At 57.0% G+C, this 19,970-nt stretch carries 15 protein-coding genes; 3 read left to right on the top strand and 12 right to left on the bottom strand.

Annotation, left to right across the window (positions count from 1 at the left end; translation table 11 throughout):
• The first annotated feature begins 145 nt into the window (after nt 1-145).
• On the top strand, nt 146-2,785 hold the full coding sequence (locus tag ADG72_RS04030; protein WP_048712440.1) for a SpaA isopeptide-forming pilin-related protein: 2,640 nt from the start codon (nt 146-148) through the stop codon (nt 2,783-2,785).
• 84 nt (nt 2,786-2,869) lie between these two features.
• Here ADG72_RS04030 and nrdF read toward each other — a convergent pair whose 3' ends face one another.
• The 6 genes from nrdF to ADG72_RS04000 all read right to left on the bottom strand — a co-directional run bounded on the left by nrdF (nt 2,870) and on the right by ADG72_RS04000 (nt 9,787).
• Nucleotides 2,870-3,832 carry a class 1b ribonucleoside-diphosphate reductase subunit beta gene (gene nrdF / locus ADG72_RS04025; RefSeq protein ID WP_019126625.1) on the bottom strand — a complete coding sequence of 321 codons (963 nt, stop codon included), beginning with the start codon at nt 3,830-3,832 and terminating at the stop codon, nt 2,870-2,872.
• Between the two features lie 140 nt (nt 3,833-3,972).
• Nucleotides 3,973-5,283 (bottom strand): alpha/beta fold hydrolase, encoded by a 1,311-nt coding sequence (locus ADG72_RS04020; protein WP_048712439.1) that lies wholly within the window; start codon nt 5,281-5,283, stop codon nt 3,973-3,975.
• 262 nt (nt 5,284-5,545) lie between these two features.
• Complete coding sequence (locus ADG72_RS04015) at nt 5,546-5,875, bottom strand: branched-chain amino acid transporter permease (RefSeq protein WP_048712437.1); 330 nt, start codon at nt 5,873-5,875, stop codon at nt 5,546-5,548.
• Nucleotides 5,875-6,564 carry an AzlC family ABC transporter permease gene (locus ADG72_RS04010; RefSeq protein ID WP_048712436.1) on the bottom strand — a complete coding sequence of 230 codons (690 nt, stop codon included), beginning with the start codon at nt 6,562-6,564 and terminating at the stop codon, nt 5,875-5,877. The genes ADG72_RS04015 and ADG72_RS04010 overlap by 1 nt, the downstream gene beginning before the upstream one ends.
• A 104-nt stretch (nt 6,565-6,668) precedes the next feature.
• The gene (locus tag ADG72_RS04005; RefSeq protein ID WP_048712435.1) at nt 6,669-7,592 is read right to left on the bottom strand and encodes a ribonuclease H family protein; all 924 of its coding nucleotides are present in this window, start codon (nt 7,590-7,592) and stop codon (nt 6,669-6,671) included.
• A gap of 11 nt (nt 7,593-7,603) precedes the next feature.
• A complete protein-coding gene (locus tag ADG72_RS04000; protein ID WP_048712434.1) occupies nt 7,604-9,787 on the bottom strand; it encodes a S9 family peptidase in 2,184 nt (727 codons plus the stop codon).
• Nucleotides 9,788-9,877: 90 nt separating this feature from the next.
• Between ADG72_RS04000 and ADG72_RS03995 the strand changes: the two genes are divergently transcribed.
• Together ADG72_RS03995 and ADG72_RS03990 are read left to right on the top strand one after the other, a co-directional pair.
• Nucleotides 9,878-10,357: a GtrA family protein gene (locus ADG72_RS03995; RefSeq protein ID WP_048712432.1), complete on the top strand. Its 480-nt coding sequence runs from the start codon at nt 9,878-9,880 to the stop codon at nt 10,355-10,357.
• A 63-nt stretch (nt 10,358-10,420) separates the two neighbouring features.
• Nucleotides 10,421-11,317 (top strand): patatin-like phospholipase family protein, encoded by an 897-nt coding sequence (locus tag ADG72_RS03990; RefSeq protein ID WP_048712430.1) that lies wholly within the window; start codon nt 10,421-10,423, stop codon nt 11,315-11,317.
• Nucleotides 11,318-11,448: 131 nt separating this feature from the next.
• On the opposite strand, the gene ADG72_RS03985 is transcribed toward ADG72_RS03990, so the two are convergent.
• The 6 genes from ADG72_RS03985 to nrdI all read right to left on the bottom strand — a co-directional run bounded on the left by ADG72_RS03985 (nt 11,449) and on the right by nrdI (nt 19,895).
• Nucleotides 11,449-13,995 carry an ABC transporter permease gene (locus ADG72_RS03985; protein WP_048712428.1) on the bottom strand — a complete coding sequence of 849 codons (2,547 nt, stop codon included), beginning with the start codon at nt 13,993-13,995 and terminating at the stop codon, nt 11,449-11,451.
• Nucleotides 13,996-14,000: 5 nt separating this feature from the next.
• Entirely contained in the window at nt 14,001-14,732 is a 732-nt protein-coding gene (locus tag ADG72_RS03980) for an ABC transporter ATP-binding protein (RefSeq protein WP_048712427.1), read from the bottom strand.
• Between the two features lie 81 nt (nt 14,733-14,813).
• On the bottom strand, nt 14,814-16,607 hold the full coding sequence (locus tag ADG72_RS03975) for an ABC-ATPase domain-containing protein (protein WP_048712426.1): 1,794 nt from the start codon (nt 16,605-16,607) through the stop codon (nt 14,814-14,816).
• Between the two features lie 4 nt (nt 16,608-16,611).
• Nucleotides 16,612-17,091, bottom strand: a complete 480-nt coding sequence (locus ADG72_RS03970) for a hypothetical protein (protein WP_048712424.1) — start codon at nt 17,089-17,091, stop codon at nt 16,612-16,614.
• Between the two features lie 261 nt (nt 17,092-17,352).
• Nucleotides 17,353-19,509, bottom strand: coding sequence for a class 1b ribonucleoside-diphosphate reductase subunit alpha (gene nrdE, locus ADG72_RS03965; RefSeq protein WP_048712422.1), 2,157 nt, complete (start codon nt 19,507-19,509; stop codon nt 17,353-17,355).
• Nucleotides 19,479-19,895 carry a class Ib ribonucleoside-diphosphate reductase assembly flavoprotein NrdI gene (nrdI, locus tag ADG72_RS03960; protein WP_048712420.1) on the bottom strand — a complete coding sequence of 139 codons (417 nt, stop codon included), beginning with the start codon at nt 19,893-19,895 and terminating at the stop codon, nt 19,479-19,481. The genes nrdE and nrdI overlap by 31 nt, the downstream gene beginning before the upstream one ends.
• Between the last annotated feature and the right edge of the window lie 75 nt (nt 19,896-19,970).

The raw sequence follows: 19,970 nt of genomic DNA, 5'->3' as shown, positions 1-19,970 counted from the left end.
GTATTTTACCGTTTCGGTGCTAATTGGGCGGGGTGAAGTCACCGTGTGGAGCCATGTCAAGGTGTTGTCGAAATGTGTTTTGCCACCTGTTTGCTGTATCAACTAGCGCTGTTAAACTCGTGGAAGATCACTGAAATGGAGACGCATGAACCGGCTCAGTAGTGCCCCCCAACCGCAGCATGCGCAGCATAGTCCTCGACGGAGGAATCGTGCTCGCAATGCTCTGGTTTCGTGCATCCTGACAACGCTGGTTGCTCTTCCGGGAGTAGCGAGTTTTCAATCAAGGGCAGAAGCAGATGCTCCCCTAGAGACACCGGGTGCCGCAAGCATTACACTCTCGCGTTCTCAGGGGCGTATTGGTCAGGCCGTCCTCAATGACTCAGAAACCGACCGCACAACGGTTGTGCCGGATAATTCCTACTTCGGCGTGATCAAAGGGATGGAATCCTACAATTCCGCTGATTCGAATGAAAGCTCTGTTCCTTACAGGGCTGGGTATTCCCAAAAGTGGTTGGATGCATCTGTTGCGCAGAATGACTACTGGTCCTACATCACTCGCGGTATTGCATGGGAGTATCACCTGGCCAGTGTCGACCAGTACCCCTATTACGGTGATTACACTCCTTACGCAATTTCCGCATCAACGACCAGTGCGCTGGGCTATAAGCCCAATAATCCCGGAACAGTGTCCTTGAATGACACCTTCCTCATTGGCACGGTGCGACACAACAACTTCCCGATCTCCTCAAAGATCCACTGGGTTCATTCCTCCTTCGATATCCGTCTGGGAGACCTCGAAGAATCTTTCCCTTTCGATCAACATGAAACCGACAACGACACCGACACGACTGCGGTTGCTCGCACGGGTGGTCCCTATAAGTTGATTTCGCGTGCTTCTGCTCCCCGAACCTGTCCAACGAACGCTCCCTACTATGCTCTGACCCGCGAAAATGGCGACGGAGTCTGGTACTGCTATAGCTTTGTGGGTGAAGGTAAGGGCGACCGCGATATCTACACCGATCACCCCAACTACTATCCGCAGTCAGCGGGGAAGCCCGATCAGACGCCCGCATCTGATGACGTCTTATCCATTACGAAGACGACCTCCGATCGGACCATTACTGTTGACGGGATCCCTTACCGCCTAGTGCTTTTTGGTTTTGTCCCCAGTGCCGATGGAACCTGCCCCGCAAAGCCCCCGGCGGATGCAACGCCGGTTTCTACCTTTACGACGAAGGAAAACCAGAGTTCCTTCGGCTGCCTCTACGGCTCTTTTAGTCAAGAACGTTACGTGCGAGTGGCGAAGAAGATTAGCGACGAGTCTGCGGCAGTTGGGACGACAATTCCCCGATTCGGCTTTACAACCCTGGGTGTGGGGGACTGGACTTCTCCGACCGGGACCCCTCTGTCGCTCTATGAACAGGTGGACTCCTTCGTCGACTGGTCTTCTTTTGCGGATTCGCCACTGACCCCAACCGGCTATGGCGAAAACGGTATCGTCACAAGTGGCTACCAGGCCTTCATTCCCGGGTATTCAGAGTTTGTTATTGCAGAAACCGGTCCGACGATCCCGGGTAGAAGACCCCTGCGATTTGGTGAACCCGGCTACTTTGGCCCATGGAAGGTGAGCGACGACCCAAACGCTGCTCGCTGGCAGCTCAAAGATGTGACCTGCCTGAATGGCGTGGGCGAGCGCGTGAATGTCTCTCGTGATGCCTTCACTGGTGGCGTGGACTTCTCAGAGGTTGCGCCGGCACATTCTGTCGCTGCGCTGCCCATCACCTGTACCTTCACCAATGAACAAAAGGCTCCCAAGCTGCGCATTGAGAAGGCTCTTGAGAGCGTTGAAGGTGCGACGACGGACGATATCACCGTTACCTACCGCATTACTGCAACCAATGATGGCACTATCGCAGGAACAACCGGCCGCCTGGTTGATGCCCCGCAGTTTGCCCCCGGACTTTCATTACGTTCAGTAGCGATTGCTGAATCTCTTGATGGTCTTGGGCGCGCACGCCAGCAAGGTAGTGCCTCCTCCTACGTGCTCACAACGGGGACCAATGTTGAAGCTGGCAAGTCTGCTACTTGGTATATCCGTATGAAGGTCCGCAGGGATCGCAATGCATCGGGTTACAACGAGGCGTCCTTGGACTGCAAGATGACGAAGGAGCGCCTGACTCCTAAGAATGGTCTGTATAACGTCGTTAACGGCCCCTATGACCATGATGGTGTGAGCAATAACGAGGCATGTGCTCCGGTTCGTCCGCGTACCATCCGCGTCGAGAAGGCCGGGACTCAGCCCATCGGTCAGAGGAACGAGGACGGGACCTACCCCTTGGAGGGTGCGGCTTTTGCGATCTATGACAACGAGGCTCTGAGCGGTACCCCCGTGAGCGTCCTCGAGGGTGGATCTGCTTTCGTCAGTGCGCCACTAGAAGTCGGCCGTTCGTATTGGTTGGTCGAAACGCGTGCCCCTGCCGGCCATGTTTTGTTACCGCGTCCCATTCCCTTCCATATCAGCGTTGGAACTGATTCCGCTGCCTCGACTGTAATTTCGACCGATTTCGACCCCGACGAAGGATTCACCTCCGTGCGAGTTCTGCCCGCAAAGGCCGGTAGTGGGGATACGGCTCTTCCGGGTATCCGCGTCGTCGATACGCAAGTTGGACATCTGCCTTTGTCGGGGTCAACGGGTATCTACCCGTACCTCGGTGCCGGTGCGGTACTGATGGTCGCAGCCGGTGCGATTCTGTGGATGAAGCGTCGTGAAGGGCTTGAAGCCTAAGAAATAGATGAAGGAGGGGGCGCCCGCCGTGTGGCGGGCGCCCCCTCCTTTAACGCTCAGTCAGGTGAACTGGTAGAGCGCAGCTCAGAAGTCCCAGTCCTCATCTTCGGTGTCGACAACTTCACCCATAACGTAGGAAGAACCAGAACCAGAGAAGAAATCGTGGTTCTCATCCGCGTTCGGGCTCAGGGCCGCAAGAATCGCGGGGTTCACGTTCGTCGCATCGGCGGGGAAGAGGGCCTCGTAACCCAGGTTCATCAAGGCCTTGTTGGCGTTGTAGCGCAGGAACTTCTTGACGTCCTCGGTCAGGCCAAGGGGATCGTAAAGGTCCTCGGTGTATTCCTCTTCGTTTTCGTAGAGTTCGAAGAGCAGGGAGAAGGTGTAATCCTTGAGTTCCTGACGACGTGCTTCATCGGATTCGTTAACGGCCAACTGGTACTTGTAGCCAATGTAGTAGCCGTGAACTGCCTCGTCGCGGATGATCAGACGGATCAGGTCAGCAGTGTTGGTGAGCTTTGCGTGAGCACTCCAGTACATGGGAGCGTAGAAGCCCGAGTAGAACAGGAAGGACTCAAGCATGGTCGAAGCGACCTTGCGCTTCTCGGGATCGTCGCCCTGGTAGTAGGACTTCACGATCTCTGCCTTGCGCTGCAGGGCCTCGTTCTCGTTCGACCAGCGGAAGGATTCGTTGATTTCCTCCGTGGACAGCAGGGTGGAGAAGATCGACGAGTAGGACTTCGCGTGCACCGACTCCATGAAGGCGATATTCGTGTAAACGGCCTCTTCGTGGGGAGTGCGAGCATCGGGGATCAAAGAGACCGCACCAATGGTTCCTTGAAGGGTGTCAAGCAGCGTCAGACCCGTGAAAACGCGGTTCGTCATGCGCTGTTCTTCGGCGTTCAGAGTCTTCCATGATGCCAAGTCGTTGCTCAAGGGCACCTTTTCGGGAAGCCAGAAATTACCGGTGAGACGATCCCAGACCTCAAGGTCCTTCTCGTCCTCAATGCGGTTCCAGTTAATCGCTTCAAAAGCGGGCGTTACGCTCACGCGTCCTCCTGACACGAATGTTTTCCACGGCCTCGGCGTGATGGTCGGCGGGCCTGACAGTTTTTAAGATTACCGTGTTGACGCGCGCACGTCTGCGCCTCGTCAGAATATTCACGAAAGTGTCTCACTGCCTCTAGGCATTAGTCTGCGAGCAGTCCCAGCAGGTGGTCGACAACCTTTCCTCCCGAATAGGCAGAGCCGTCGTGTTGGTACTCATTCGTGATGTAGTGGTGAGCGCCCATGAGTTCGCCCGTCTGAAGCGAGAGCTCGCGCGGCACAAACATGTCGTCGTAGTAGACCGCGGCGGCGATGGGAACGGAATTCTCAGCCAAGGCCTCGGGAAGATAAACCGGCGCTGCATCCTTCACCTGCGCGAGGATATCGGCAACCTCCGCCAGGGGAGCGAGTCCCGGGTCCTCGTCGAAGACTCGGCGCATAAAGTGCTCGCCCGTCAGGTAATAGGGCTCGGAAGTATCCAGGGGATCTGCATCTTTCGCGAATCCGGGGATCTCTTCAGCAAGGCGATCAGCCGACCAATTCGTTGCGGTTCCGTGCAATTCGGGTGTTGCGCAGGCGTAGATGAATTCTTGGAAAACACCGTAAATCGGGGCGACGTTCGTTGCGTCTGCGATTGCTTCGAGGAATTGGGTGGAGAGACGGCGCTGGCCCTTGACGGTCACCCACGGGCCCTCGAGCAGGTAGTGGAGCTGGTCGGTGCGTCCCTGTCCGCCCAGCATCATGCCGATCTGGCGGAAGCGTGCGCTGCTGAGGCGCTCGCCGGTGGGAAGAAGCTCTTCGGTATCGCGCAGGTGTGCGGCGATCTCGCGGACTGTTGTTTCGTCCTCGGGGTGACGCTGGAAGAAAACGCGGTTGCGCGCAGCCGTTCGCTGGTAGGTCAGGCGGTAGATCTCATCGACATGGACGAGGCCGGGTAGGCCTCCCGTGATGAGGCTGGCCTTGAGGCCTTGGGGAGCAAGCGAGAGGTAAGACGTGGTGATGAATCCGCCGAAAGATTGGCCCAGGGTTGTCCACGGCTCTTCTCCGGCGAGCTCGCGACGGAAGGCCTCGGCATCGTAGACGATCTGGTCTTGCCGGAAGTAACGCAGGTAGTTGGCCTTTTCCTGCGCCGAAGGAAGGAAGGAAAGGGATTGGGCGTCCATGCGGGTGGACTGGCCGGTGCCTCGTTGATCGAGAAGGACCACGCGGTAATCCTGCAGCAGGCGGTTCATCCACCCGCTGTCAAAGGTGCCGAAACGAGGGCTGGGGTAGCCGGGGCCGCCTTGGAGGAAGACTGCGTAGGGCGCGTTTTCCTTGCCGGGACGCACGACCTCGCGCGCGAAGATCTCGATACTGGGGTTGTCAGCGCCCAGGGGGCGAGTGTGATCGAGGGGAACGTCAAGGCGGTGCTCGTAAACGGTGTGAGCGTGGTGAGTGTAAGAGGTCGTACGCATGGGACAAGGGTAGCGCCGCGGAGCGCGCGGCGTGCGCCGCGGAGTCGGCTGCGGGCGCCGTTCCGCCTGCCGCTCCCCGAAAATCACACGAAGTCGGCTTGGAAACGGTGGGTGGCGGGGAGTGCGGCGCGTCTCCTGCCGCAATGTCACACGAAGTCTGTGAATGTCGAGGGAAATAAGCTGTGTCATTCGTTGACTTCGTGTGGAGGGCGAGGCGGTGGCTGAGGCGTCGAACGCGGCGCGGGCAGCGTACGTCAGGCTTCTAGAGCCAGTTCAGCATGAGGATGTAGCTGAGGGTCCCGAGGCCGACGCTCCACAGGAGGCGTCGTTTTGTTGCGAGGTGGACAACAACAGTAATGGCGGTTGCGACAATGGCTGCCCACCACTGGGAGCCCGCAGTGCCTGCGTTGTCACTCAGGGTTGCCAGAACAAGGATCAGCAAAATTCCTGGGGGCATCCACACAGCCATATTGCGAACAAAGCTAGACTCGCGCAGTGGCTCAAGGATTTTGAAGGGGAGCGCTCGCAAGGTGAAGTCAATGACGAAGACGACCAGGAGGATTCCGAGGAGGTAGGGGAGTGAGGGGGACATCAGGCCTCCTCACGTCTTGCTGCAAACATGTGGCGCACTACAAGGGAGCCGACAAATAGCAGCAGTGCCAGCAAAAGCCGTTGTTGTGGCCAGACCAGCATTGCGATGAGGAATGATCCGGCCGCCAAAACAACCGAGGGAATGTCCTTGAGGGAACGAATTGAGTCAAGGGTCAAAGTAATGAACAGTGCCGTGAGAGCAAAATCCAAGCCCTGGATCTGAGTGGGGATGAACGAGCCCGCAAGAACGCCAATTAAACCCGAGGCCACCCACGTCGCGTTGTAGGTGACTTGCATGGCAAGAAGACGAGGTTTCGTCCAGCCTTCGGGACGTGCAGCGGTGATCGCGTAGGCCTCGTCAACCAGGGCGTACATGGAAAATAGGCGCGCGAGCTTGCCCTCAACTATGTGAAGAGGGAATGAAAACGCATAGAAGAGATGTCGGAAGTTGACGAGCAACATCGTCACCGCAATGACGGCGATGGGGGTGTGCGAAGCCGCCAAAGTAATGACCAAGAGCTCCGCCGACCCCGAATAGGCAGCGAGAGAGAGTGCCGGTGCCATCCACCAGGGCATACCAAGCTGCATGACTAAAATGCCATATGCAATCCCCAGAGGAATGTAGCCCGCCGCAATGGGTGCGGTCATGCGGATTCCGGTGAGGATTTCCGCTCGGGTTGAAGATGGCATCCCTCTATTTTTCTCGGCCAAAACAGGATGTGCATTCGCTGTTCACACATCGGAACAGCATCAATCCGTTAACCCGGAAGGACGAAGCTCTTTAGCGATACGAGTTATCGAGCTGAAATTGGTGATGACTGGTGCATGAGAATTCGAGGCCCGTTTTCCCCTGTAACCCAGGTGCTGCTTTCGCGCAGTTTTCCGCCCGTCCAGGTCAAAACGTAAGTGATAACCCATGCGTCCGGATAGCTTTCAGCGGTGTTGTGATGGTCGTTTGCGCTCTGCACGCGGCTGACCTGGAAATTCGAGCACTCCACATGCTCGGGTGCACGTCCTTCCAAACCCCGAGTAAGTGAACCGTTGTGCCAGATGCGTATGCAGCCAGGGGCTTCGAGCGCTTTGAGGGCAAGAGAGTTTGCGCGAAGCCAAGCCTCAAGGAATTGGCGTTCGAGTGCTTCTTCCGGCGTTTGCACATCCGTTGAGTCTCCCGGAATTTCTCTGCCTGCCGAGGCAGCCTCAGCTGTGGGCGTGGACGGTTCGAATTCCGTCGCCGCGCTTTCCGCAGGTGAAGCGAACCCCGGGCCTCGAGGAATAGCCCGACCATCGCGGTAAGCTTCCGCGCAGGAACGTGCTGCGTCATCGGCGCGCTCGTTGAGCGGATGTCCGGCATGGCCCTTGACCCACTCGAAGGTGACTGTGCGCCCCTGCATGGCTCGGTCGATTTCTTGAATGAGCTCAAGGTTTTTGATGGGTTTCTTATCGGCCTTAACCCACCCGCGTTTCTTCCACCCCGGTGACCACTTGGAGATCACATTAATTGCGTACTGAGAGTCCGCGAGGATGTGGAGGTCTTCGTCGGCCAAGCCGGCCTGAGCGGTGGCATTGAGCAGCTCAAGGACTGCGTTGAGTTCGCCCAAATTGTTGGTACCGCTGGGCCAACCACCCGCATCCCAACAGTCCTCTGAGATTACCCATGCCCATCCAGCAGGTCCGGGGTTGCCTAAAGAAGAACCGTCTACTGCAGCTGTGATTGTCATAGAAAATTCCTCTACTTGGTAATACCGACCTGGTGCAGCACGAAGGCGAATTCTTGCGCCCTGGCATTCCAGCGTCCCTTGCGTCCAGATGCCCCCGCGTGTCCAGCGACCATTTCGGTTCGGATCACGATGGGTGGTTGATCGGGGACTTGAGCGGTAGCTTGTCGAAGACGTTGAACCCACTTATGGGGCTCAACGTAGAAGACGCGTGTGTCATTGATTGAGGTCGTTGCCATGATTGCCGGATAGCGCACGTCTTGGCGGACATTTTCATAGGGGGTGTATGAGCGCATGAGCGCGAAAACGTCAGGATCCTCGATGGGATTTCCCCATTCTTCCCACTCGCCAACAGTCAGGGGAAGTGAGGGATCCAAGATTGTTGTCAATGCGTCAACAAAAGGTACTCCCGCGATTATCGCGGCAAAACGATCGGGCTGTGCGTTCGTGACCGCACCCATGAGAAGTCCCCCCGCGCTACGGCCCTCGGCGATCAGACGATCGGGGTGAACCCATCCGGAGTTGACCAGGTAGTTCGAAACGTCCAGGAAATCGGTGAAGGTGTGGGTTTTCACCAGTTTCTTGCCGTCTTCGTACCATGCGCGTCCCATTTCTCCGCCGCCGCGGATATGGGCGATTGCGTGCACGACCCCTCGTTTAAGGGCAGGAAGACGCAAGATATCGAACTCGGGATCGAAGGAAATTTCATAGGATCCGTAGCCGTGGATCCACCCCGCATGTGTTCCGTCAGGCTGGGCATCACGTCGATGAACCAAGGTCACGGGAATCTGTGTGTGCCCATCCAGGGCACACACCCACACTCGTTCTTCCGTGAAATTAGACGGATCCCAGTTGGGGACCTCAGTAACCTTGAGGATGCGAGTCTTCCCGTTTTGAAGATCGAGTTCTTCCACGGTGGGTGAAGTCAAAACACTCTGATACCCCACACGAACAAGGCAGTCTTCAAAACGCCCAGAACTGAGGGGGTAGAGGCTGCGGATTGTCCCTTCCTTATTGAGTTCTTCTCCCAGTGCCCACAGATCACTGCAATCTGAGGCAGGAACCGGCTTTCCGTCAGCAATTTCAAGAGGGCGCGTGCGTCGGTAGTAGCGCGCCTGGGGAAGCGCGTCACGCCTGTAGGACAGGGTGAAGAAATCGCGATAGGCCTCTATATCCGTCAGACGCTCGCCATCGTGGGCGGTATAGAGCGTCACCCAGCGATCGGGGTCAATGATCGAATCAGCGTCGCCCGCTGAAGGCAAAGGGATACACGCCAAACTTCCTTCGCGTGAAAGTGCTGTGTGAATGACAAGCAGATGATCGCCTGCGGGTTCAACGTTGATCTGGACGTCATCACGCTTGGCGACAAGGGGAAGTGGAGAAGCACTGGGTGCGTAAGGATCCCACAGCCATGCACCACCACTGGTTGTCGAGGTCGAATGAACAACGACGTGCCACGGGTCGTTCGATGCGGAAAACCACAGATCGAAGGCCTCGTCCGGCTCTTCCAACAGCAGGGAATCCCCGTCGGCATCCATACCCACGCGGTGATGCCAGAGCTGGAACTGCCGCCACGCATCATCAACCCGCGTGTAGATGAAGGACTGTGAATCAGCCGCCCACGCAAAGCCATAGCCGGCGTCACTCACGACCTGGTCAATGATGTCGCCGCTGGATGCGTCCTGAATGATCCACGTCCAGCGTTCGTCCCCTTCGGTATCGCGAGACCAGGCGATCAAGCGCCCATCTGCGGTTGGAACCAATTCCCCAACTTTGAAGAACTCTTCGCCCTGGGCACACAGGTTTTCGTCGAGAAGGAGCTGCTCACCTTCCAGGGTTTCCTCATCTGCCAGCACCGGAGTTTCGGTGTATTGCAAGGCGGAAACTCGATAATGCTTCGCATAGGAATCTTCGTGGAGTTGGCGCTGGAAGTACCACCAGTCACCAATCCGCTGAGGAGCCGAATACACAACCGGTGCAGTGAAAGAATCGAACTCCGAAACAAGAGTGTCGGCCAATTCCCGTGTAGGTTCGCACACCTTGTCAGCCCAGCGGTTTTCCGCCTGGATATGAGCCTCAACCTGCGGATCATTACGGTCTCGCAGCCAATCCCAGGGGTCATCAAAGTAGTCCCCATGGATGGAACGAATTCGCGTCCCAAAACGCTGCGGGGCAAGAGGAGCTGCTTCTTTAGTCATACGGATACTGTAAGGGAGTGCACACGCATCTGGAGACCGTTCGGGACATGCTGGCCAAACGCCCTTAAATTAAACGTTAAAATCAGTACCGTGCCCACAGATCAACACATCACTACACAACCCCCCCAGAGCCTCGCTGAAACTCTGCGCGCGTGGATTAAAGAATTCATCCAATTCGGTTTGGTTGGAGCAACCGCTTTCGTCATCGACATGGGGCTGTTCAACCTTTTTCAGCACGGACCGCTGGGATTCCTTTCAGGCCATGTCAACACCGCGAACGCGCTTGCAGCCAGCATTGCAACCATCTACTCGTGGATCATGAACCGCGTGTGGACCTACCGCGGGCGTACTCAGGAAAACGCGGGACGTGAAGCATTTCTATTCTTCTTTGCGAATGTGTGCGGCATTGGAATTACGCAGTTCTGCCTGCTGTTCACGCACCACATCCTCGGTTTGAATTCACCTCTGGCTGACAATATTTCTGCCTATGTCGTCGGCTTTGCACTGGGAACGGCTTTCCGTTTCGTTTTCTATCACTACGTCGTATTCACGGGAACAAAAAACAGGTAATTTTCGCCATATATTCGTCCCCAGCCCTTCGCGTGCCCCCACTTTGCGCCGTAGAGTCGAAGGGTGAACGCGAAAACTCTCAAGCACATTGATGACACAGCCCTGGTTTTTGAAGGTGGCGGTATGCGCGGTGCTTTCACCGCTGGAATCACCGCAACCCTGATCGACGAAGGAATTGATTTCCCTCATGTTTCGGGGATTTCGGCGGGTTCATCGAACACCGTTAACTATGTGTCTCGTGATGCTCAGCGTGCTCACGATACTTTCACGACAGTCGCCGACAGCCCCGAATTTGGGGGTATCAAGCACTGGGTGCACGGCCGTGGGATGTTTAACGTCGACTATCTGTATGACGAAATCGCTCAGCCCGACGGCGATGCACCTTTGGACCTCGATACTTTCCTTTCGAATCCAGCAGAGGTTCGCATCGGAGCTTTCAATGCGACCCGAGGTGAAGAAGTCTGGTTCACCAAGGAGGATATGCGCACGGTGGAAGAAATAGGCCGCTGCGTTCGCGCCTCCTCGACGCTGCCGATCATCATGCCGACGGTCACGATCGATGGCGATACCTACGTTGATGGAGCCCTTGGGCCCGATGGCGGAATCCCGCTGGATGCACCCATGCGCGATGGCTACCGCAAGTTCTTCGTCGTCCTTACGCGCCCGCGAGAATTCGTCAAGTCCCCGATCAAGCCCGGCGTTTACTCCACCCTCAGGCTGGCTTTCCCCCATCTTCCCTCCATTGCCGAGGCCGTGGCCCGCCGTACCGTTGCCTACAACGCTGCCCGCCGGAAGCTATTTGAGCTGGAGGAACAGGGACGTGCGCTGATCGTGACCCCCGAAGATCTAGCCATCGACAAGATGGAGATGAATGTTGACCGCCTTGAAGATGCCTTTGACGCCGGAGTTGCTCTGGCACGTCGGGATCTTCCCCGTTGGGAAGCTTTTTTGGGGCTCTAAGGTAGTCTTCAGCGCTCATCAGCGGTGAAGAAACTCAGCACCTTGAATAACAAGGGTGTGGGGCCGGACGGAAAACCGCCCGGCCCCACACCCTTACTTGTGATCTGGCAGAAAGCCTGAATATTCCGGTCTTATTCGGTAGCCAGGGCGACCGAAGGACTGACCTTTGCTGCTCTGCGACCAGGTAGCCACGAGGCAAGGAGTGCAGCAAGGATCGCGATCATGACCACCGCAAGGATCTGCATCCATGGGATGGTGATGAAGACCGTTACGCCTTCCAGGGGAAGCGCAAGGATGCCGATCGCTCCAAAGAAGATTCCGCAGGCGGTTCCAATAAGCGCTCCTGTCACCGAGATGAACAATGCTTCAAGAGCGAGCATGGATTTCATCTGCCTCTTGGTCAGGCCAAGGGCTCGAAGCAGGCCATTTTCGCGGGTGCGTTCGGCAACTGACAGTGACAGAGTGTTCGCAACGCCCACCAGTGCAACCAGGACAGACACTCCCAGTAGAGCGACGACAATGAGCAGCATCCGGTTAATGATGCCCGTGTACATCTCACGTTCGATCGCTGAACCGCCAACAGACAGACCGGTGTCAATCTTTTCCAGGTTCTTCTGGACAGTTGTCGCAGAGGCACCATCCTTGAGCTTGACAATCATTCCGGTAATTGGAGCCTTGGGAGCAATTTTCAGTAGATTCGCCTGACTGACCTTATACGGTGCTGTGGAATTCTTGTCGTACTTTGCCTTCAGGGTCATGCAAGACCCTTCGGCTGCACACAGCTTGATGTTCTTCCCATCCAGGGAACCCAAACTGACCATCACAGTCGCATCGTCGATCTGGTCGACGCTCGAGTGCGCGACCGTTGAGTAGTTGGGCTCTCCTAAAATTTGCATCGCTCCGGGCTCTTCAGAACCACTACCGCCGGGGGCAATGGTTCCATCCTCTGCATTAGCGCCGCCGACGGTGGAATAGACAGGGACTGTAGCGGCAACTCCATCGGTCGAAGAGATGCGCGACTGGATATCGCTACTCAGGGCCTCGTCGCTGAAGCTCGACACCGAAATATCGAAAGGACGACGCTCATTGACTTCGTTAATCAGGGAGTCGCGCATCGACGAGGCGCCGACCATCATGGTGACAACTAAGGTGACGCCAATGACAATCGATGTACCGGTTGCGGCTGTTCGACCGGGGTTACGGACCGTGTTTTCGCGTGCCATTCGCGCAAGCATTCCCGGCCACAGCTTCCCAAAGAGCTTTGTTGCCGCGGGGACAATGACGGTGCAGGTAATGAGAATGCCCACCAAGCACAGCAATGACAGGCCGAAAGAGGCCAAGAATTTCTGCGAATCATTGTGAATACGAAGTGAGGCGAACAAACTTCCACCGCTCAGCACCGTCATCAGCAGTCCCAGGGTCAACGCGAAACGGTGGCTCTTCTGGGAAGTCGCATCGGCCTCGTTAATCGGGGAAAGGGCAGCGATCGGTGGAACTTGAGAAACCGCGCGGGCAGGTCGGCGGCCAACGAAAACGGTCAGTAGGGTACCGAAGAGCCACACGAGCACGACATAGAGGGGCGAAATCGAAGAGACCACATCGATAAAACTTGTGTCCTCTGTGAGTGTGCTCAGCAAGCCGCCCAGTAGGAGTCCCAAGACGATGCCGACGAGCGAGGAAATCCCGCCAACCGCATAGGTCTCGCGTCGAACCAGAGAACGCACCTGCTTCGTGCTTCCTCCCAGTGCGCGCAGAAGTGCCAATTCACGCCTGCGCTGTTGGAGCAGTACTCGGAAGGTCGAAGAGACGACAACCGAGGCAACCAAGATCGCAATTGCGGGGAAGATCAGCGCAATCGCGGTGAGCATCGCCGCTGAGACTTGAATCTCTCGCAGGCTTTTATCCACGGTTGCGGAAACACTCGTTACCTTGACGCCCTTGACTGAAGCCAGTTCAGTTGTGAGCTTGTGGGTCCACTGTTCCTGATCATCGGTTGAGGGATTGCCGTACTTATTCACCGCAGGCGCATTGGTCGCAACGTGAATTTCGCCGGTCGGCTTCATTCCCGTGCTCGCCTCGAAACCTTCTGTCGTCACATAGGACGGTGCAAAAGCGCGATTTCCAGAAGAGTAGATTCCGACGATGGTGAACTCGTGCGTAGAAACCGCATCGTCACGGGACAGGCTTGTCAGTTTGTCGCCAATTTTGAGGGAAGATTCCTTTGCCGTGCGCTGGGGAATGACGATTTCCGAGGCCGTGGCAGGGGCTTTGCCTTCACTCATCTTCACTGCGCTGAGGGGGTCCGCGAGCGCTGGAGAGAGGAAGAGCGTTGTCTGATCGTTGCCGGCCTTCACTGCAATGGGGTGTTGCGTTGTAATTCCAACCGCCGTCACGCCCTGGATCTTTGCGATCTTTTGGGTGATGGCATCGAAATCATTGCCGACCTGGGCGGCCGTCATGTTCAGCGCCTCGTCTTCTGAAGGGCTGTAGGTGACCACCGATGTGGTCCCGCGATAGGAATTACGGACGTTACCGGTAAGCGAGGAGGTCATCGTATTTGAGAACAAAAGCGTGATGACGATGAACGCGGTGGAGATGGCAACCGCCAAGCCAGTTGAGAAATAGCGGCGACCGTGGGAATGAAGATTGGCTTTCAACAGCCGTGTTGTTGCGCTCACGGATGTCACCTCAACGCAGCGTTCAGCTGCTCTTCACTAGCATTGCGCAGGTCAGAGACAATTTGGCCGTCACGGACAACCAAGACCCGATCAGCGTAGGTTGCGGCGTGAACATCGTGAGTGACCATAATGACGGACTGACCCAGCTCGGTAACCGCTCGACGCAATAGATCAAGAACCTCTGAGGTCGAGTGAGAATCTAGGTTACCGGTCGGTTCATCAGCAACGATGACTGCCGGACGGCTCATCAGTGCACGAGCAACGGCCACGCGCTGCTGCTGGCCACCCGAAAGTTCTGATGGTCTGTGGCTGAGGCGTTGTTCGAGCCCCAGCGAAGAAACAATGAAGGTGAACCAATCTTCATCGACTTTCTGCCCCGCAAGTTCCAAGGGGAGAAGGATGTTTGCCTTGGCATCCAGGGTGGGAATCAAGTTGAAGCTCTGGAAGATGAAGCCGATGCGATCGCGGCGAAGTTTCGTCAGATCAGCATCTTTCAAAGCGGTAATCTCTGTTTTTTCGATAAGCACGCGACCTGAGGTCAGCGAATCGAGTCCCGCAAGAATATGCATCATGGTGGACTTACCCGAGCCGGAGGGGCCCATGATTGCGGTGAATTCACCAGAGTAGAAGTCAACGGTGACGTTATTGAGGGCGGTGACCTGGGTATCGCCCATGCCGTAAACCTTGGAAACGTTAGCGAGGCGAACGATCGGGGTCGCAGATGGATCTGTATTCATGCCTCCATCATGGCTGTCCGAGTAGAGCGAGTGCTATGGGGGGATGCCCTGGGCCTTCCCTGATTTCCCCCGGTGCGTCCCTTAGTCTTTGGTGGTGCTGGAGGGTTCTTCCTCGCTCAGCCTCAGTCCCCGGAAGCGATTGAGCGCCGCCGCGACATCGACGAGGCGTGGGCGAGCAAGGCGTCCCGGCAGGCCGTGCGCTCCGAACTTGACGACAGCATCTAAACCTTCAGAGTTCAGTGTGCGTTCAAGGCGTGCCAAAAGATCAGTGAGGCTACTTGTCCCATTCGCGTAGGAATACAGCAATCCGCGAAGCATCCACGCAATCGCCTCGGTCTGTCCCGGATCCACAATCTGCTCAACATCGCCCAAGTCAAGGTTGATCTTGTCGATGGTGATCGAGGATAAACCTGCTGCCTTTGTCTTCGGACGATCGGAGGAATGCAAGCGCGCAGGAGTGCGCCGCGCTAAAGGAGCGCTCATTGTCAGGTTCTGATGTACGCGAGGAAGCTCTTCGATGACTTGACGGGCCCGATCGCTCACGTCTAGGCAGCGATAGTGGTCCATCATCAAGACTCGATCAGCCTGATCGAGATAATCTCCCGATCCTCCCATGACGAGGATCGTTGAGACACCCAGGTCTTTGTGAAGAGAGGAAATCCGATCAACCAGGGGAGTGATCGGCTCCTTCTCGGCTTGGACTAGCTCGCGCATACGGGCATCACGGATCATGAGGTTCGTTGCGCTGGTGTCTTCGTCAATCAGTAGGAGCGTTGAACCCAATTGGATTGACTCAACTAAGGATGCTGCCTGCGACGTCGAACCTGAGGCATTCTCGGTGGAGAAACGCGTTGTGTCGGCATTTCCCGGAAGATGAGTGATGAAGGATGAAACATCAACGCCAGTGACCGCCCGACCATCGGCAGCGCGTACCTTCATCGCATCCTCAAGGGTCGCGACGTATTCGCGGCCATCTCCAGGAATGTGTGCATAAACGCCGCGCTGAATCGCGCCCAAAAGCGTGGACTTACCGTGATATCCACCGCCGACAATCACCGTGACTCCGGGCTCGATTGCCATCCCGCGAAGGATGCCCGCGTGGGGAAGCTCGACCTCGGCCTCGAGAGTAGCGGGGGAGGTGAAGGGAAGTGCACCCTCCATGGGGGACTGCGAGACTCCGCTGCGGCGGGCAAGAACAGAACCGTTGGCGATGAAGGATACCCAGCCGCGATCAATGAGGATCTGCTGCAGGGTCCGGTAGTCTTCATAAACCGCGATATGACGCAACAAGCCCTCGCGTTCGCGCTCAACTTCGGGAATATCGCTCAGGTAGTCGAAAGTGTCCTGGACCGCATCCGGAACGTCGAGGTCGAAAATCTGTGCGGCGCGGTGGCCAAGGATTGTGCGGCCTCGTGCGGGCATGCGAACTTCAAAACGCAATTCAACACGGTCGGGCTTGACGGTGCAGGCACTGCGATCAAGAATCTCGACGCTGGGGGACATGACCTGAATGTCATGAAGGCGTCGCTCGCGCAGAGAACGGTTAAAAGCACGGAGTAAGTAATCCGCACACGCTGCCCGAGCATCGGGTGAGGCGATCGCTGCCTGCGGAAGCCCCATTTCCTGCGGGGTTGAAATGGCACGTACCTTTGAAGGCGGAGCATAGGGATCAGCCTGAATTCGGTCGATTGAAAGCGAGAAACTCCCGAAATCCCACATTCCAACGACGGACTTGTAAGCCGGATACGAACGTCCATCAAGTTTGTGAAGCGTGCGGATGAGCTCTTCATCGCTGCCGGTGTGTTTACGGAACTCAGCGGTAGAACTCTGGCCGGAAAGACGCTGTGCGCGCTCTGGATTGGTTGAGGTGCTCATGAGTTCAGCCAATCGCGTGCGAGATCGTGATGATCGCGTAAATGATGAGGAAAACTACCAGGCAAGAGTGAATGATTGTGCCCGCGATGCCCAGAGAACGGGCCATAAGGGCCTTCTGATAAGAGTTTTCGGGAAGTGACGCCGAGCGAGCGTTCTTGATCGCGGAAGTGCTCCATGCCCACGCTGGAATCGAGCCGAAAAGACCGATGAGGAACAGGCCGAGAAGAGCAAGAACCAGTGGGCCGTTGCTGGGGACTGCGCGTGCTTCCAGCGTCGGGGTGGTCGGCGTGTAGGTGAATTGAGGTGCGCCGACTTGGGGCTGAGAGGAAACCGGGGGCTGCTGGGGTGCAGCGGGAGTTGGCGCTGGCATTGCAGGGGACGGCGCTGGCACTTGCGGTACCTGCGCGGATTCCGCGTATCCCGGAGCGTTCATTGGGACGGGGGCTGTGAATGGTCCGGAGTTTTGCGGATCAGGTTGCGTCATGCCTCCATCATAGGCAATGGCTTGAGGTTCAGGCGCGTTCCAAGCATCCTCTAAGCCTGCTCCACACGAAGTCGGTGTTTGTCACAGGTTATGCCCTGTGTCTTTTCCTGACTTCGTGTGACTTTCCGTGGCCGTGGACGAGGCCGCCCCCCGTGTGTCTTCCCGTGGCCTCGGACGAGGCCGCGAGCCCCCGCACCAGCACACATGCAGAGCGGGGGCCGGTTTCCCGACCCCCGCTTTACCCGCTATACGGACCTGACGTCACAGCATGCAGGACACGCAGCCCGAAACTTCAGTGCCTTCCAGTGCCATTTGGCGCAGTCGCATGTAGTACAGGGTCTTGATGCCCTTCCTCCACGCGTAGATGTAGGACTTGTTGAGGTCACGCGTGGTTACCGTATCGGGGTAGAACAGCGTGAGCGACAGGCCCTGATCGACGTGCTGGGTCGCCACCGCGTAGGTGTCGATGATCTTCTCGGGGCCGATTTCGTACGCGTCCTGGTAGTACTCCAGGTTTTCGTTCGTCATGTAGGGCGCCGGGTAGTAGACGCGACCGATCTTGCCTTCCTTGCGGATTTCGATGCGCGAGACGATCGGGTGAATCGACGAGGTCGAGCCGTTGATGTACGAGATAGAACCGGTCGGCGGGACCGCCTGCAGGTTCTGGTTGTACATACCGTACTGGGCGACGTCGGCAGCCAGAGCCGCCCAATCCTCCTGCGTGGGCAGGTGGATTGTCGAGGCCGCAAGAAGTTCGCGGCAACGCTCAGTTTGCGGCTCCCACACCTGGTCGATGTACTTGCGGAAGTACTCGCCCGAGGCGTACTGGGAATCCTCAAAGCCTTCGAAGCTCACGCCGCGCTCGCGGGCAATTGTGCACGAGGCCTTAATGGCCTCGTAGGCGACGGCCATGAAGTACATATTCGTGAAGTCCAGGGCTTCTTCGCTGCCGTAGTAGACGTGCTCGCGAGCGAGGTAGCCGTGGAGGTTCATTTGACCCAGGCCGATGGCGTGGCTCATGGCGTTACCGCGGGCGATCGAGGGCACCGACTCGATATCGGACAGATCGGAGACGGCGGTCAAACCGCGGATCGCGGTCTCAATGGTCTTGGAGAAGTCCGGGGAATCCATGGTTTTCGCGATATTGAGCGAGCCAAGGTTGCAGGAAATGTCCTTACCAATGTGCGAGTAGGAAAGGTCATCGTTGTAGGTCGAGGCCTCGGACACCTGGAGGATCTCCGAGCACAGGTTCGACATGGTGATGCGGCCCTTGATGGGGTTCGCAGCGTTGACCGTGTCTTCGAAGACGATGTAGGGGTAGCCGGACTCGAACTGGATTTCAGCGATGGTCTGGAAGAAGCGACGTGCGTTGATCTTCTTCTTGTGGATACGACCATCGTCGACCATCTCGTGGTACTTCTCGGTGACCGAAATTTCCGAGAAAGGCACACCGTAGACGCGTTCGACGTCGTAGGGGCTGAAGAGGTACATGTCCTCGTTCTTGCGGGCCAGTTCGAAGGTGATGTCGGGGATGACCACACCCAAGGAAAGGGTCTTAATACGGATCTTCTCGTCCGCGTTCTCGCGCTTGGTGTCCAGGAACTGCATGATGTCCGGGTGGTGCGCGTGCAGGTAGACGGCACCCGCGCCCTGACGTGCGCCCAGCTGGTTCGCGTAGGAGAAGGAGTCCTCGAGAAGCTTCATAACGGGAACCACGCCACTGGACTGGTTCTGAATCTTCTTGATCGGGGCGCCGGCCTCGCGAAGGTTGGTGAGCTGCAGGGCCACGCCACCGCCGCGCTTTGACAGCTGCAGTGCGGAGTTGATGCCGCGGGCGATGGATTCCATGTTGTCTTCGATGCGCAGGAGGAAGCAGGAGACGAGCTCGCCTCGGGCGGCCTTGCCGGCATTGAGGAAGGTCGGGGTTGCGGGTTGGAAGCGTCCGGTCATCATTTCGTCGACCAGGTGGCGCGCCATCTCGATGTTGCCCTGTGCTAGGTAGAGCGCGACCATGACAACGCGGTCTTCAAAGCGCTCCAGGTAGCGAGTTCCATCGAAAGTCTTGAGCGTGTACGAGGTGTAGTACTTGAAAGCGCCCAAGAAGGTGGGGAAACGGAACTTGTGAGCGTAGGCCTGCTTGTGAAGGTCCTTAATGTCCTGGAAGTCGTACTGGTCCAGGACGTGCTTCTCGTAGTAGCCCTGCTCGACCAGGTATTCCATCTTCTCTTCCAGGTCGTGGAAGAACACGGTGTTCTGGTTGACGTGCTGGAGGAAGTACTGACGTGCCGCCTGTCGATCGGCTTCGAATTGGATCTTGCCGTCGGCGTCGTAGAGGTTCAGTTGCGCGTTGAGCGCGTGGTAATCCAGCTCGGGGGAGGGGGCTGGTTCTACTCCTGTGTCAGTGAGGTTTTCTGCCAAAACTCGCTCAATCCTTCGCGAACTCGTGAGACGTCTTCGGCAGTGCCGAGGAGCTCAAATTTGTACATGTGGGGGATGTGTAATTTTGCGGAGATGATGTCTCCGGCCAGGCAGTAGGCCGTGCCGAAGTTGGTGTTCCCAGAAGAGATCACTCCGCGGCAGAGGCCGCGGTTGTGTTCATCGTTGAGGAACTTGATGACTTGCTTGGGGACTGCTCCCTTGACGTTGCCTCCGCCGTAGGTAGGAACGATGAGGACGTAGGGTTGATTGACGTGAAGGAATCCGTCGCGGGGGAGAAGTGGGATTCGCTGAGCGGGGAATCCGAGTTTTTCCACGAAACGGCGGGTATTGCCCGTCGCCGACGAGAAGTAGACGACGTTGACCATCTGGTCTTTTCCTTTCACGAGGTCGCCCCTGGGCAGGGAGCAAAAAGTGACCCGGTCCCCCGGTTTGCTTGGGGG

It is taken from the genome of Trueperella pyogenes (assembly GCF_001070855.1).
GTDB lineage: Bacteria > Actinomycetota > Actinomycetes > Actinomycetales > Actinomycetaceae > Pauljensenia > Pauljensenia pyogenes_A.
Note: the sequence above shows the minus strand (reverse complement) of the source record. Positions and strands in the feature narration are given on the sequence as shown.

Bases quoted from the DNA above. Each gene is read 5' to 3' on its own strand.
- ADG72_RS03975 (WP_048712426.1), bottom strand. From the start codon at position 16,607: ATGAGCACCTCAACCAATCCAGAGCGCGCACAGCGTCTTTCCGGCCAG.
- ADG72_RS04005 (WP_048712435.1), bottom strand. From the start codon at position 7,592: ATGACAATCACAGCTGCAGTAGACGGTTCTTCTTTAGGCAACCCCGGA.
- ADG72_RS04015 (WP_048712437.1), bottom strand. From the start codon at position 5,875: ATGTCCCCCTCACTCCCCTACCTCCTCGGAATCCTCCTGGTCGTCTTC.
- ADG72_RS03970 (WP_048712424.1), bottom strand. From the start codon at position 17,091: ATGACGCAACCTGATCCGCAAAACTCCGGACCATTCACAGCCCCCGTC.
- ADG72_RS03980 (WP_048712427.1), bottom strand. From the start codon at position 14,732: ATGAATACAGATCCATCTGCGACCCCGATCGTTCGCCTCGCTAACGTT.
- ADG72_RS04010 (WP_048712436.1), bottom strand. From the start codon at position 6,564: ATGCCATCTTCAACCCGAGCGGAAATCCTCACCGGAATCCGCATGACC.
- ADG72_RS04000 (WP_048712434.1), bottom strand. From the start codon at position 9,787: ATGACTAAAGAAGCAGCTCCTCTTGCCCCGCAGCGTTTTGGGACGCGA.
- ADG72_RS04020 (WP_048712439.1), bottom strand. From the start codon at position 5,283: ATGCGTACGACCTCTTACACTCACCACGCTCACACCGTTTACGAGCAC.
- ADG72_RS04030 (WP_048712440.1), top strand. From the start codon at position 146: ATGAACCGGCTCAGTAGTGCCCCCCAACCGCAGCATGCGCAGCATAGT.
- nrdI (WP_048712420.1), bottom strand. From the start codon at position 19,895: ATGGTCAACGTCGTCTACTTCTCGTCGGCGACGGGCAATACCCGCCGT.